The sequence below is a fragment of the Micromonospora sp. NPDC048839 genome (genome assembly GCF_040649915.1).
In the GTDB taxonomy this organism is placed as follows: Bacteria; Actinomycetota; Actinomycetes; order Mycobacteriales; family Micromonosporaceae; genus Micromonospora.
Genome location: NZ_JBEZGL010000002.1, coordinates 437,038 through 451,071, shown reverse-complemented (window position 1 = coordinate 451,071; position 14,034 = coordinate 437,038). Strand labels below are relative to the sequence as shown.

Annotated in this window: 13 protein-coding genes; 5 read left to right on the top strand and 8 right to left on the bottom strand. The window is 70.4% G+C overall.

What is annotated here, in order from left to right; genetic code table 11:
• The first annotated feature begins 24 nt into the window (after window positions 1–24).
• Entirely contained in the window at window positions 25–252 is a 228-nt protein-coding gene (locus AB0C25_RS05240) for a hypothetical protein (RefSeq protein ID WP_357369836.1), read from the top strand.
• Between the two features lie 5 nt (window positions 253–257).
• On the opposite strand, the gene AB0C25_RS05235 is transcribed toward AB0C25_RS05240, so the two are convergent.
• A complete protein-coding gene (locus AB0C25_RS05235; protein ID WP_357369834.1) occupies window positions 258–926 on the bottom strand; it encodes a winged helix-turn-helix transcriptional regulator in 669 nt (222 codons plus the stop codon).
• Window positions 927–992: 66 nt separating this feature from the next.
• Between AB0C25_RS05235 and AB0C25_RS05230 the strand changes: the two genes are divergently transcribed.
• Window positions 993–1,718, top strand: a complete 726-nt coding sequence (locus tag AB0C25_RS05230; protein WP_357369832.1) for a DUF899 family protein — start codon at window positions 993–995, stop codon at window positions 1,716–1,718.
• A 271-nt stretch (window positions 1,719–1,989) separates the two neighbouring features.
• Here the strand turns inward: AB0C25_RS05230 and AB0C25_RS05225 are convergent, their stop codons facing one another.
• Window positions 1,990–2,973 (bottom strand): aldo/keto reductase, encoded by a 984-nt coding sequence (locus tag AB0C25_RS05225; RefSeq protein WP_357369830.1) that lies wholly within the window; start codon window positions 2,971–2,973, stop codon window positions 1,990–1,992.
• 101 nt (window positions 2,974–3,074) lie between these two features.
• Here AB0C25_RS05225 and AB0C25_RS05220 point away from each other — a divergent pair, with 101 nt between their 5' ends.
• A complete protein-coding gene (locus AB0C25_RS05220) occupies window positions 3,075–3,710 on the top strand; it encodes a TetR/AcrR family transcriptional regulator (protein WP_357369828.1) in 636 nt (211 codons plus the stop codon).
• A 38-nt stretch (window positions 3,711–3,748) separates the two neighbouring features.
• Here AB0C25_RS05220 and AB0C25_RS05215 read toward each other — a convergent pair whose 3' ends face one another.
• Both AB0C25_RS05215 and AB0C25_RS05210 read right to left on the bottom strand, forming a co-directional pair.
• Entirely contained in the window at window positions 3,749–4,651 is a 903-nt protein-coding gene (locus AB0C25_RS05215) for an aldo/keto reductase (protein ID WP_357369826.1), read from the bottom strand.
• A 55-nt stretch (window positions 4,652–4,706) separates the two neighbouring features.
• Window positions 4,707–5,360, bottom strand: a complete 654-nt coding sequence (locus tag AB0C25_RS05210; protein ID WP_357369824.1) for a TetR/AcrR family transcriptional regulator C-terminal domain-containing protein — start codon at window positions 5,358–5,360, stop codon at window positions 4,707–4,709.
• 165 nt (window positions 5,361–5,525) lie between these two features.
• Here AB0C25_RS05210 and AB0C25_RS05205 point away from each other — a divergent pair, with 165 nt between their 5' ends.
• Together AB0C25_RS05205 and AB0C25_RS05200 are read left to right on the top strand one after the other, a co-directional pair.
• Window positions 5,526–6,464, top strand: coding sequence for an alpha/beta hydrolase (locus AB0C25_RS05205; RefSeq protein ID WP_357369822.1), 939 nt, complete (start codon window positions 5,526–5,528; stop codon window positions 6,462–6,464).
• A gap of 80 nt (window positions 6,465–6,544) precedes the next feature.
• Window positions 6,545–7,291, top strand: coding sequence for an SDR family oxidoreductase (locus tag AB0C25_RS05200; protein ID WP_357369820.1), 747 nt, complete (start codon window positions 6,545–6,547; stop codon window positions 7,289–7,291).
• A 78-nt stretch (window positions 7,292–7,369) separates the two neighbouring features.
• On the opposite strand, the gene AB0C25_RS05195 is transcribed toward AB0C25_RS05200, so the two are convergent.
• The 4 genes from AB0C25_RS05195 to AB0C25_RS05180 form a co-directional block, all read right to left on the bottom strand.
• A complete protein-coding gene (locus tag AB0C25_RS05195; protein WP_357369818.1) occupies window positions 7,370–7,807 on the bottom strand; it encodes a helix-turn-helix transcriptional regulator in 438 nt (145 codons plus the stop codon).
• A gap of 29 nt (window positions 7,808–7,836) precedes the next feature.
• Entirely contained in the window at window positions 7,837–8,349 is a 513-nt protein-coding gene (locus AB0C25_RS05190; RefSeq protein WP_357369816.1) for a hypothetical protein, read from the bottom strand.
• 227 nt (window positions 8,350–8,576) lie between these two features.
• Window positions 8,577–9,914: a M1 family metallopeptidase gene (locus tag AB0C25_RS05185; protein ID WP_357369814.1), complete on the bottom strand. Its 1,338-nt coding sequence runs from the start codon at window positions 9,912–9,914 to the stop codon at window positions 8,577–8,579.
• Window positions 9,911–13,819 (bottom strand): Pls/PosA family non-ribosomal peptide synthetase, encoded by a 3,909-nt coding sequence (locus AB0C25_RS05180; protein WP_357369812.1) that lies wholly within the window; start codon window positions 13,817–13,819, stop codon window positions 9,911–9,913. Before AB0C25_RS05180 ends, AB0C25_RS05185 begins: the two co-directional genes overlap by 4 nt.
• Between the last annotated feature and the right edge of the window lie 215 nt (window positions 13,820–14,034).

Here is a 14,034-nt window from a genome sequence, read left to right as displayed (position 1 = left end):
GAACGTTCACCGGAGGAGGCTGTCATGACCGATCCGTATCGCATCACCGAGGCCCCGGTCGCCGCACCGAAGAAGCCGGGCGGCCTGCTCCGCCCGCTGCTGTGGCTGGTGCTCTTCGTCAGCGCGGCGGCCAACGTGGTGCTGTCGACCGCCGCGGACAACCAGTGGCTCAGCTCGGCGTTCGGCCTGGTGGCGCTGCTCTGCGCGGTCGCGCTGATCGTCCACCACCGCCGCAACCGGGCGCGGGAGTAGAGCGCTCAGGCAAAGAGATGCAGGAGCCGTACGACGGCTTCCCGGTCGCCCTCGACACGCACGGTCCCGTCGCGCTCGGCATCCGCGAGTGGCATCTCGGCGAAGAGAAGCTGACTCCAGACCGTCGACTCCGCGTTCACCGTCGCCGCCGGCTTCGTCGCCACACCCGCCCGAACGTCCAGGCGCCCATCGGTCGCGGCCACCCGGTAGTCGCGCGTTGGCGGGTCGGAGCGCCGGCCGTCGTACAGCCGAAGGGCCAGGACCGGCAGATCGCCTGGCACGTTCGGAGCTGTCGTCCGCATGGCGAGGACCGTCCCATCGGGAGTCATGCCGCCGTCCGTGCTCGGGTCGGGGCCGGCGGCGTACCAACGCCCCAGCGATGCCAGGACGGGCTCCAACTCGCGGCCCCAGTCCGTCGCGACGTACGCCCGGGTGCGGGCCAGGTCCGGCAGTACGACCTGCTCGACGATCCCGCTCTCCTGCAGCGACCGTAGCCGGTCGATGAGAACGGTCGGGGTGATGCCCCGGACCGACTCCTGGAGGTCGGCGAACCGCTTGGGCCCGAGGATCACCTCACGCACCACGATCAGCGTCCACCGATCACCCACCAGGTCAAGAGCATTCGCGGCGTGGCAGGCGTCCCCGAGATCCCGAAAGGTCCGCTTGGTCGGCACGACCGCCTCACCACCTTTCCCGCTAGCTATGTTTAAACAAGCCGACACTATGCTTAGGATATCGACATGACGGCCGTCCGCACCACGACCCCTCTGCCTCCAGTCGTCGATCGCGAGACCTGGCTCGGCGAGCGCGAGGCGCTGCTCGTCCGCGAGAAGGCGCACACCCGCGAAGGCGACGCGATAGCCGCCGCCCGGCGCCGCCTGCCGATGACCGAGGTGACGCCTGTCCCGCTCATCGGAGCGCACGGCCCGACACCACTGCAGGACATCTTCGCCGGCCGTGACCAACTCGTCGTCTACCGGCACATGTGGCACCTCGGCAAGCCGTTCGAGGACCAGTGCGAAGGCTGCACCGCCACCATCTGGGACGTCCAGAACGCGGCCTACCTTGAGGAGCGCGGCATCTCCTTCGCGGTCTTCTGCGAGGGGCCGTACGAGGAGGTGGCTCCCTTCCGGGACTTCATGGGCTACTCGCACCCGTGGTACTCCACGCACGGCATCGAGGACCCCGCCTATGCCGGCGGTGGCCAGATCGCCTGCTTCCTGCGCCGGGACGACCGGTTCTTCCTGACGTACGAGACGACCGGCCGGGGCGTCGAGGCGATCATGGCGTCGCACAAGCTGCTCGACATGACCGCCTACGGCCGGCAGGAGGTCTGGGAGGACTCGCCGGAGGGCTGGCCGCAGGAGCCCACCTATACGAGGTGGCGCAGGGACGGCCGACCCGTACCGCAATGGACCAGGCCAGGAGCCGGGCCGGTCGGCGCAGAGCGCCAGCACTGCCACTGACGGGCACCGGGCACAGTCGAACGGCACCGTTTGACACGGAGTGCTGCCCTTGGAAGGCACGTTCCTGGTTGCGCTGCCGTTGCTACCGGTACGGAGCTTTGCTGATCACCTCAGATGCGGAAGACGTAGCAGTCACGGAGGATGCTGACGTCGTCGTCTGACTCGGGCCAGGCGATCAGCGGATGACCGTGCACGTCGAGGTCATCGGGCCAGCCGGTAGACACCGGGTCGATGCTCACCTCGGCCGCGACCTGCGGCGCCCCGCACTCACCTAGATCGTTCTCGAGGTGGGAGGCCAGACGGGGCGGGTGATCTCGGCTGCACTGTCGATGGCCGCGAGGATGTCGTTGGGGAGCGGTCCCGTCGCTACGGCGTCGAGGTTCTGCCGGAGATGCTCGAGTGAGGACGCTCCGAGGATGACGCCGTCGTCGTGCTCGGAGCCGAGCGCGGAGTGGTGGACCAGCCATCGGAGTGCCGCGTCCGTCGGCTGGATGTCCGCGCGTGCGCACTCGTCACGTATGACGGTCAGTGCCGACAGGTAGCTCTCGTTCCAGTAGCGGGAGCGGTAGAACCTTCCTTGGTCCTGCCTGTCGTCGAAGCGCGATCCATGCCTGACGAGATCCTCCCGGCCGAAGCCGTTGGCGAACGCGCCACCGGCGAGAGGGTTGTAGGCGAGGAAGCGGACACCGAGTCGACGCAGTTCGGGCAGCAGTTCGATCTGGGCCGCGCGACTGAGTGCGTTGTACAACCCCTGGTAGGCCGTCGGTCGGATCCACGAGTGTTGCTGGGCGATCGAGACGTACTCGGCGACGTCGGCCGCACTGACGTTGCTCAGGCCCAGTTCGCCGAACACGCCTTCGTCGTGCAGCTGCTGTACGGCGGCCAACGTCGCCTCGATCGGCGTGGCGGGGTCACGCAGTGAGAGGTAGAGCAGATCAACCCGGTCGGTCTTCAGACGCCGCAGGCTCGCCCGGACGTTGGCGATCAGCACCTCGGGCTCGTGACCGTGCGGGGTCGCGAGGGGGTCGAACCGGATGGCCAGGCCGAAGGTGTCGGCCGCGAATAGCTCGCCGAGCATCTGTTCGCAGGTCGTGTCGCCGTAGACGTAGCAGGTGTCGAGTTGGCGATGCCCGCGGGCGGCCAGTTCGTCGAGGCAGTCCTGGACGACGTTCGGGTCGGAGACGCGTGTGCCGTGTCCGTGGTAGCCGAAGGTCATGGTGCCCAGGACGATTCGCGAGATGGGTAGGTGTTCCATGCGTTCGCTCCGTATCCTGCTGGGCGGAGATAACTCTCCGTTTTCGTCCGGTAGCGTATGCGGAGATGCTTCTCCGATAGCTGTTCAACCAGGGGGATGTCGTGCGCAGGGACGCGGCGCAGAACCGTCAGGCCCTTCTCGACGCTGCGCTCGAGATATTCAATGAACGTGGGCTCGCGCCGACACTCGACGACGTCGCCCGTGCGGCCGGCCTGGGTGTCGCCACCGCGTATCGCCATTTCGCGAACAAGACGGACCTGGCGTTCGCGGCCTTGGAGGCGTCGGTGGACTCCATGCTGGTGGCAGCCGAACGTGCCGCGACCGTGTCCGACGGGTGGGCGGGCCTGGTCGAGTTCTTCGATGTCACGATACGTCCGCAGGCGACTCAACAGGCACTTCGGGAGATGCTGTCCACTGACCCTGAGTCGCCGCCGATGGTGGAGGTTCACCGGCGCGTCGGTGAGTGCCTCGGCACGCTCCTGGAGAGGGCCCAACGGCAGGGCACGGTTCGTGGGGACGTGGTGGTTTCCGACCTCGCCGTGCTTGCCACGCTGCTCGGTGAGGCGGTGCGACTGTTCGGGGCGGTGGCACCGGACAGTTGGGAACGGTTCGCGGCGCTTGTCCTCGACGGTCTGCGCCCGGGGTCGACCACGACGCTGGTTGCCGAGCCGCTCAGCAGAGAGCAGTTCATCGCTGGAATCGCGAGCCAGGCCCGCGCCGCGTCCGTACCTCGCTGACGCCCCGGCGGGGTGCGGACGCACCGGGCTGGCATCTCCTAGTTCTGACCAGGTGCGGCTGGGGTGAGCGAATCGGTGAGCTTCGTGAGTTCCGCCTGGCTCAGTTCGAGGTCAGCGGCCTTGGCCGAGTCCGTGATGGACTCCGGTCGGCGGGCGCCGGGGATGGGGATGACCGTTTGACTCCTGGCGAGTTCCCAGGCGAGCACCACCTGTTGCGGGCTGACGCCGTGGTCGTGTCCGATGGCGGCGAACAGCGGGAAGCTCTCGCCCACCGTACGTCCGCTGCCGTCAGTGCCGCCCAGGGGCTGGTAGGGCAGGAAGGCGGTGCCGATCTTCGCGCAGAGCGCGAGTGTGTCGTCGTTGCCGAGCGCCTTGGGCGAGAACTCGTTCTGCACGCTGGCCAGCCCGTTGTCGCCGAGCACGTCGAGGGCGATCGTGATCTGCTCGACGCTCGCGTTCGAGATTCCGACCGCACGGATCTTGCCCTCGTCCATGAGCTGTTTGAAGTTGGCGACGCCCTCTTCGTACGGGATGCTCTGGTCAGGTACGTGCCACTGGTACAGGTCGATCACATCCGTGCCCAGTGCCCGCAGTGAACGCTCGACCGCGCTGCGCAGGTAGCCGATGGAGGCGTTGAAGGACCACTGTTCGCCCTCGCTGCGAACGACGCCGCCCTTGGTGGCCACGATGATGCCATCCCGGTTGGTGGCGTGGGACTTGAGGGCTTTGGCGACGATCCTCTCGTTGTGTCCAAGCCTGTCCCAGGATGGCGCATAGACGTCAGCGGTGTCGATCAGGGTGACGCCCGCATCGAGCGCCGCGTGAATGGTGGCGATGGCCCGGTCTTCCGGGGTGGAGGCGCCGTCATGGCTCATCGACATGGGCATGGCGCCCAAACCGATGGCGGAGACCGTGTACGGGCCGAGGGTTCGAGTTCGCATGAACCGACTATAACCGAAGATGCATCTCCGTTTAGCTCGCCCGCCACCGAGAGCATCAGTGGTCTGCCTGCTGGTCGGGGCTGAACGGGCGCGGCGTGTGCCTGATGCCGTTGAGGACCAGCGTCAGTCCACGCTCGAATTCCTGGCCCGTGAACTCCGCCCCGACCGGGGCCAGCTCGGCGAGGGTCGGTAACGCGCCCTGGGCAAGTGCTTCGATCCGTCGGGCGGCGGATGCCGGGTCCGTCTCGCGCATCAGCGCGCCGGCCAGCTCGTTCTGCGCGATACCCGTGACAAATGCCGATACGGCGCGGAATGCGACAAACAGGTCGAGTCCTTCCAGGCCTCCGCGGGCGAGTGCTGCCGCCAGCGCCTCGGCGGGGGCGAGGCTGGCGCGGGACGAGGTACGTCTGGTGAGGATGAGCGGGATGACTGCCGGATGGGCCCGGAAGGTGCGCCACAGGGCGGTGGCCACGGCTCGCGTGTCGGCCAGCCAGTCGTCCGTCGGCTCCGGTATCTGGACCCGGGCGGAGACGGCGTCGACCACAAGCTCCTCAAGCGCTTCGCGGCTCTCGACGTAGTTGTAGAGGGTCATGGGGCCGGTCTTCAGGGAGGCCGCGAGGGAGCGCATGGTGAGCCCGGTCAGGCCATCCCGGTCGACGATCGCCAGCGCGTGTTGCTGGATGTCCGTGAGGGTGAAGCGGGCTCTCATGGTGGCTGCTCCCCGAGACAGGTACGGCGTACGTGACTGACGGTACTGGACGTGCGTCGTACGCATGCCGGGGAGGACGTGCGCCAGGTCACTTGGCACGTACGTTGTACGCGAGGCACGCTTACGTACGTTGTACGTATCCGGGTTGGAAGGTGGAGGATCAGAGTGCTCAGCATCGACAACGAACTTCTCGAGGCCGTCGGCGCGATCACCGCCGCAGTCCCACCAACACCGCCCGCCGTTGGCGACTGGAGGACTCGACGGGCCACCATCGACGCCGTCTACCGCGGGCTGGCGGCCGCCGTGACACCCGACAACCGTGTCGACGTCGTCGACTTCACCGTGCCGTCGACGGACGGGCACACCCTCGCCCTGCGTCTGTACAAGCCGATGCACCCACCGCACGCTCTCGTCGTCTACCTCCACGGTGGTGGGTTCATCGCCGGAAGCCTGGACGGATACGACCACCTCTGCCGCCACTACGCGACGGAGGCAGGGGTCGCGGTCATCGCGGTCGACTACCGGCTGGCACCCGAGGCGCCGTTTCCCGCCGCCGTCGAAGACTGTGTCGCGGCGGTCCGCTGGGCGATCGAGCATGCGGCGGTGCGCGTACCAGGCGCGCGGGTCGCGGTCATGGGTGACTCCGCCGGCGGTGGCCTCGCGGCCGCGACGGCCCTGATCTGCCGCGACCGGGAGATCGGGCCGCTGGCCGCGCAGATCCTGGTCTACCCGATGCTCGATGACCGGACTGCGGTTGCCGACCCGGCCGTCGAGCCCTTCCTCGGCTGGTCGGTAGCCGACAACATCACCGGCTGGCGCGCCTACCTCGGCGCCACCTACGGCACCGACGACGTGCCCGCGTCGGCGTCGGTCGCCCGCGCGGAGTCACTCCACGATCTGCCCGCGACCTACCTCGAGGTCGGTCAACTGGACCTCTTCTGCGCGGAGACAGTCGCCCACGCCACACGGCTCATGGACCACAACGTGACAGTGCACCTCACCGTACGCCCCGGCGCGGTCCACGGCTTCGACCAGTTCGCTCCCGAGTCTCGGGTGGCACGCAGCGCGATCGCCGAGCGCATCGCCTTCCTGAGGAGCCTGTGACACGCCCGCGCTCAGGCCCGAGCGACGCCGTCCCGTCGCACCCTTCACACCCAATTGAGATCACCCAGCAAGGAGATTCCATGGCAACCAAGACCGCCCTCATCACCGGGTCGACGAGCGGAATCGGCCGCGCCACCGCACTCAAGCTCGCCCGCGAGGGCGTCCGTGTCGTCGTCTCCGGGCGCAGTGTCGAACGAGGTCTGGCAGTGGTGCAGCAGATCCGCGCCGAGGGAGGGGAGGCCGACTTTGTCGCCGCCGACCTCCGCGACGCGCAGTCCGCGGTAGAACTCGCGGCCAAGGCCACCCAGGCCGCCGAGTCCGCGGGCGGAACTCTCGACATCCTCGTCAACAACGCGGCGATCGGCGCTGGTGGACCAACCGCGGGCACCGCGGAAGCGACAGTCGACGCGGTTTTCGGCACCAACCTGAAGGCGCCGTTCTACCTGGTCGCGAACCTTGCGCCCGCGATGGCGGCACGAGGCGGTGGAGCGATCGTCAACGTCTCCACGCTCGCCGCCGAAGTCGCGCTCCCGGGCCTGTCGGTCTACGGCGCGAGCAAGGCCGCCCTGGACCTGCTGACCAAGAGCTGGGCGGCCGAATTCGGCCCGGCCGGCGTACGCGTGAACTCCGTACGCCCCGGCCCGACCCGTACTCCCGGATCCGAGGCCCTGGGGGAGGGCCTGACGCAGCTCGCGGCACAGGCCCCGCTGGGTTTCATCGCCGATCCGGAGGACATCGCCGCCGTCATCGCGTTCCTCGTCAGTGACGACGCGCGGTTCGTCACCGGCGTGATCCTGGACGTGAACGGTGGCCGCACGGCCGTCTGAGCTGACAGTCCGGGTCCGAGTCCCGGCTGGCTGAAGGTCGCCCCCACGACCTGAACCAGCGATCACCCCGAGCGGGCGTCAGGTGCGCAGGGTGTGGCTGGGGCTGCACCCGTAGGCGGCGCGGTAGTCGGTGCTGAAGCGTCCGAGGTGGGTGAAGCCCCAGTGTCTGGCGATCGTGGCGACGGTGGCACCGGTGGTCGGGTCGGCGGCCCGCAGGTCGCGGTGCGCGCGTTCGAGGCGGACCTCGCGGACGTACTGCATCGGTGTCGTGTCGTGGTGGCGGCGGAACGCCAGTTGCAGGGCCCGGGGACGCACACCGGCCGCGGCGGCGATCTGGTCGACCGTGATCGGCCGGTCCGCGTGGTCGTCGATGTAGCTCACGGCTCGGCGTAACGCCTGCGGGGTGACCCCGCCGGCGGGGCGCAGGGTCGCGGCGTGGGCGGTGTTGGGGAACACGGTAAGGGCCGTCGCCGCGAGCAGGTGGCGGGTGGTCCCGGCGACCAGCGGGTTGGCCATCAGGGCAGGGTCGGACAGCACGCTGCGGGTCAGGTGGGAGACAGTCTGGGTCCAGTGCCGACCGAGCGCCGCCGAGATCGGCCGGAAGCTGTCGAAGCGCAGGTCGGCGCTGCTGATGCCGGTCTGCGCGTGGGCGACCTCTTCGAGCAGGACGCGGGGAGTCGGGCGACGAACGTGTCGACGTTGTCGTAGGCGAGGTCTGCGGACTGGTCCGGCAGGATCAGCATCACGTCCCCGGGCCGTAACCGGTATTCGTCCTTGTCCCTGGCGATGGTGAAGCGCCCGCCCACCAGGTGGGTGATGTTCAGATCGCCGTCCGGGGCCGTCCGGGCCTGGGTGCGCGCCGAGTAGTGCAGTCGGGTCACGCCGAGGTCGGCGAGCGCGGTGGTGACGGTGCGCAGGCCGGCTCCGTCGCGGCCCACACCGGACGACCGCACCTTGATGTCGAGGAATGCCCGCCGGATGTAGGCGTGCGCCTCATCGGTGTCGTTGGTGGCGTAGCGCTGCCAGTGTGAACCGGAGTAGACCGTGCCATCTGTCATGTCCACGCCCCTCCCGCCCGTACTCTCGGCGACCACTTCTATCCACGATACGCATCACCTTTGCGGCAGGCGCAGGTCGCCACCCGCTGTCTGGTGGCACCACCCTCGCTGCGGATATGCACCACGTAGATCGCCTGATCCGGCTGTTGCCAGGGCGATTCGGCGGGTGCCCCTGGTCAAGCAGTCGGGCAAGGGCACCCGTCTCCAACCGTTCGCGTCCGGCGTGGTCAGCGAGGTGGTGGAGGCAGCGCCGGGCTGTCGAGCCAGGCGGCGAACAGATCGTCCAGGGGCTCGCGGGCGAAGCGCTGGGCGTGCAGACGGAACTGCTCGGTCGTCACCGTCGCGTGCGGGTGCTCGGCGACCCAGGCTCGCAGGAGCGCGAAGAACGACTCGTCGCCGACCCTCTTGCGCAGGGCGTGCACGGTCAGCGCGCCGCGCTTGTAGACAAGCGGGTCGAACATCCGGTCGACGCCGGGATCCGCGACGACGACGTCGCGCGGGCGATCCGCGACCCACGCGTACCACTGCGCGGCCAGGGCGTCGGTGGGCAGGTCGCCGCAGACGCCGGACCACAGCCACTCGGCGTACGTGGCGAAGCCCTCGTTGAGCCAGATGTGCCGCCAGTCCGCCACCGTGAGGCTGTTGCCGAACCACTGGTGGGCCAGCTCGTGCACCACGAGCCGCTCGTGCGTGCGCCGCCCGTCGACGTGGTTTCGCCCGAAGACCGCCATGCCCTGCGCTTCGACCGGATCGTCGAGGTCGTCGTCGGCGACCACGACGACGTACTCCCGGAAGGGGTACGGCCCGAAGAGTCGCTGCAACGCCGACATGATCTGGCCGTGCCGGCCGAAGTCGTGAGCGGCGTTGCGGCGTAGCGCGGGTGGGATCGCGGCGCGCTGCACCACCGCACCGCCCGCGAGGTCCACCATGTCGTAGCGGCCGATCTGGACGCTCATCAGGTACGGCGAGGTGGGCTCGCGCCGCTCGTAGACCCACGCGGTGCCGCCCGCGCCCCGGCGTTGGTGCACGGGATCACCGGTCACCAGCACCGTGTACGGGGAGGGGGCCGTGACCGCCACCCGGAAGGTGGCCTTCGCGCCGGGCTGGTCGTCGCACGGGAACCACGACGGCGACCCGTTCGGCTGGCTGGCCACGAGCACCCCGTCGGTGAGTTCCTCCCACCCGAGTTCGCCCCAGCGGCCGGAGATGGGCACCGGCTTTCCCGCGTACCGGATGTCCACCCGGAAGGTGTCCCCGGCGTTGATCGGCCGCTCGGGTTTGATCTGCAGTTTGTCCGGGCGGTGCAGGTACTTCGCCGGGCGCCCGTCCACCCGGACGTCCTGGACGCGGAGGCGACCGAGGTCGAGGGTGAACCGGGAGAGCGACTGTGTGGCCACCGCGGTGATGTCGGCCCGGCCGGCGAGCCGGTTCGACATGACCCGGTAGTCGAGGTCGAGGTCGTAGTGCCGCACCCGGTAGCCGCCGTTGCCGTGCTCGGGCAGGTAGGAGTCGCCGGAGCGACCGGCGCCGGGCGTTGCGCCGCTCGACGCCGTCTTCGGATTCATGCCGACCGTGCCGCTGGCGCCGGCCAGGTGGTGATCGGGTTACCCAACCAGCGGCTGTCGCTCGGCACGGCGTCGCCGCGGGTCACCAGTGAACCGGGCCCGACGGTGGTCCGCGCGCCGATGCTCGCGCCGGGCAGGACGATGCCGTGCGGACCCAGCGCGGCGCCCGCGCCCAGTGTCACCTCGTCCATGCTCATCACACGATCATGGAACAGGTGGGTCTGCACCACACAACCGCGGTTCACCGTGGCGCCGTCGCCGAGGCGCACCAGGTCGTACTCGGGCAGCCAGTAGGTCTCCAGCCAGACGCCCCGGCCTATCTTCGCACCGAGCGTGCGCAGCCAGGCGGTGAGCAGTGGCGTACCGGTCGCGAAGCGGACCAGCCACGGCGCGGCGAGGGCCTCGACGAACGTGTCGGCGAGTTCGTTGCGCCAGACGAAGGAGGTCCACAGCGCGCGCTCGGTGACCCGGAAGCGTCCGACCAGCAGCCACTTCGCGGCCGTCGCGATGGCGGCGGCGGTGACCGCCGCGGCGAGCAGCACCGGCCCGGCGGCGAGCGCGGCCGCCCACCACCCGCCGGCCCGCCAGGCGATCGCGAGTACGGCCAGGACGCCGACCGCCAGGGCGCCGGCGCACATCACCGGGACGATCCGGCACACCTCGATCGCGGCCCGGGCCAGCTTCAGCCGGAGTGGCGGGTCGAAGGTACGGCTGGTGTCGGCGGCTTCCACGGTCCGGCGCAGCGGCATCGGCGGCGCGCCGAGCCACGACGAGCCCTTCTTCGCCTTGAACGGCGCCGACGACAACACGCCGACAAGCCCACGTTTGGGCACCGAACGCCCGGGGGCCGCCATTCCCGAGTTGCCGAGGAACGCCTGCTTACCGATGCGGGCCGGGGCGACGCGCAGCCACCCGTGGCTCAGCTCGTAGGTCGCGACCATGGTGTCATCCGCCAGGAAGGCCCCGTCGGCGACAGTGGTCATCGCCGGCAGTGCGAGCACTGTTGATGCCTCCACCCCGCGTCCCACCCTGGCGCCCAGCAGCCGAAGCCACACCGGCGTGAAGAGGCTGGCGTAGAGCGGGAACAGCCCGACCCGCGCCATCCCCATCAGCCGCTCGGTCGTCCAGACCTGCCACGCCACCCGCCCCTGCACCCGGTGGTATCCGGCGCGCAGGCCGATGCTGAGCGCCCGGACGGCCCCGAGTACCAGCAGCGCGTAGCCCACCACGTAGGCGACAGTAGCCACCGCGACGGTGGCCAGCACCGCGCCGACAGTTGGCCGGACGGCGAGCGTCCAGCCGAGCAGGGCGAGCGCCGGCAGGGCGGCCACGACCGGCACCAGCCCCAGCAGTTGGGCGGTCAGGGCGTACGCGATCGGCCAGCCGCGGGACCGAAGTCGCGTTCGCGGGGGACGCTGGCCGGGCCACTCGGCGGGATCCTTGGCAGCGGGTGTGGCAGGTGAGCCGGCCCAGCGCTGATTCGCCGGTACGGCGCCGGTCACGGTCGACCCGGCGGCGATGCGCGCGCCCTTGCCGACGCGGGCGCCGGGCATCAGGGTGCTGCGGGAACCGACCCGGGCGCCCGCCCCGACGCGCACCCGACCGACATGGACGACGTCGCCGTCGACCCAGTGGCCGGCGAGATCGACCTCTGGCTCGATCGCCGCGCCGCGGCCCAGTTTCAGCAGGCCGGTGACCGGCGGCGCGGAGTGCAGGTCGACGTCGGGAGCGATGGACGCGCCGAGCGCCCGGGCATAAGTGATCATCCAGGATGCCCCGGCGACGCTTGTGGCGCCGGTCAGCTCGGCGAGGCGTTCGGCGGCCCACAGCCGCAGGTGCACGCTGCCACCGCGCGGGTAGCTGCCGGGGCGTACCCCGCGCAGCAGCAGTCGCGCTCCCGCGGCGGCCACGGCGATCCGGCCCACCGGGCTGAACAGCAGAAGCCAACCCAACGCCACCCACCACCAGGACACGACAGGTGCCCAGGGTGCCGGCGCGAACAGGGCGAGGACGTTGCCGAGGGCGGCCAGGACGGTCAGCCAGCGCAGCCCGACCAGCGCGAGCATCGGCACCAACATCGCCGCCTGGATCAGCCCGGCGCGCCTCGGCGTCGGCCGGACCTCCCGGCGCGTCGCCGCCGTGGTGTCGAGCGCGTCGAGCACGGCCGCGAGCCGCGACAGTTTCGGGTGGAGGTAGATGTCGGCCACCGAGACCCGCGGGTGCCGGCGCCGGATCCAGGCCACCAGTTGCGCCGCGTTCAAGCTGCCGCCGCCGTGGGTGAAGAAGTCCGCGTCCGCCTCGGTGGGACGTACACCAAGGATCTCCGCCCAACCGCCGGCGAGCCATTCCTCCGTCGCGGTCAGCTCGCCCACGGTGTCCTGCCCGGTGGCCAGCGGCCAGGGCAGCGCGGCCCGATCCACCTTGCCGGACGTCCGGGTCGGCAACGCGTCCACCACGGCCAGCAGCGGCACGAGCGCGGCCGGCAACTGCGCACGGATCCGCAGCGCCGCCGACGCGGCATCGAAGGCGACGCCGTCGTGCGGAACGACGTACCCCACCAGTAGTTGGTTGCCCGCGGCGGTGCGCCGCACCGCCGCGGCGGCACCGGCGACGTCGGGCAGCGCCTGCAGTGCGGCGTCGATCTCACCCAACTCGATCCGGCGTCCGCCGAGCTTCACCTGTTCGTCACCGCGGCCGACGAACAGGAGCCCCTCGGGCTCCGCCCGGACGATGTCACCGCTGCGGTACGCCCGCTGCCAGCCGAGCGCGGGCAGCGCCGCGAACTTCTCGGCGTCCCTGCCCGGGTCCAGGTAGCGGGCGAGCCCCACCCCGCCGATGACCAGCTCGCCGGTCTCACCCATCGCGACCGGAGCGCCGGAGGCGTCGACCACGGCGAGCTCCCAGCCGGCCAGCGGCAAACCGATGCGGACCGGTCCCTCGCCGGTCATCCGCGCGGCGCAGGCGACCACTGTCGCCTCGGTCGGCCCGTAGGTGTTCCAGACCTCGCGGCCCTCGACGGCCAGGCGCTGCGCCAGCTCCGGTGGGCAGGCCTCGCCACCGAAGATCAGCAACCGGACCTCCTCCAGCGCCTCGACCGGCCACAGGGCGGCGAGCGTCGGGACCGTCGACACCACCGAGATGCGCTGCTCGGCGAGCCACGGACCGAGGTCGACGCCGCTGCGGACCAGCGACCGCGCGGCCGGCACCAGGCAGGCGCCGTGCCGCCACGCCAGCCACATCTCCTCGCAGGACGCGTCGAACGCCACCGACAGCCCGGCCAGGACCCGGTCCTGCGGACCGATCGCCTCGCTGGCCTCGTCGGCGAGGAACAACAGCGCCTCGGCGTCGACGAAAGCCGCCGCCGCGCCGTGGCGGACCGCCACACCCTTCGGAGTGCCCGTCGAGCCGGAGGTGAAGATGACCCAGGCGTCGTCGTCCGGGTCAGGTCGGCCGATCCGACCCACCGGGGTACGACGCACCGACACCGCCAGGCCGTCACCGAGCACCGCCGCGACTCCCGCCTCGGCGAAGACGAGCTCGGCGCGTTCCTCGGGATCGTCCGCGTCCACCGGCACGTAGGCCGCTCCCGCCGCGAGAACGCCGAGGATCGCCAGGTACAGCTCGACCGTACCGGAGGTCAGTCGGACTCCCACGCGGTCGCCGACACCGATGCCGTGCCCGGCCAGCGACCTCCGGACGGCCTCGACCTCGTCGGCCAGGTCGCGGTACGTCAGAGCCGTGGCGCCGTCGTCGAGTGCGAGAGCCTCGGCGTGCGCGCGTACGGAGTCGTCGAGGATGTCGACAAGTGTGCGGCGGGCCGCCGCCGGGGCGGATCGGAACACCGCGGGAACCACCGGTGCGGCGACTGTCGGTGGTAGCGCGACCACCTGGGGATCACTCGTCACGGGCACCGGGCGTTCACCATCTTCTTCTCAAGGATCGGCGTCAACCAGGCGTGCGGCATGCGGACCCGCCCTGGGCAGCCCTCAACGCTACGTCGCACGGGGCCGGAAGAGAGGGCCACGTAGCGGCTTCGTGTCCACCACCACAGCGACCCCCTTCCGCGAACACCGAACGGCTGCGACCTGCCGCCGACGACCGACGAGAGCCCCACTGGGCT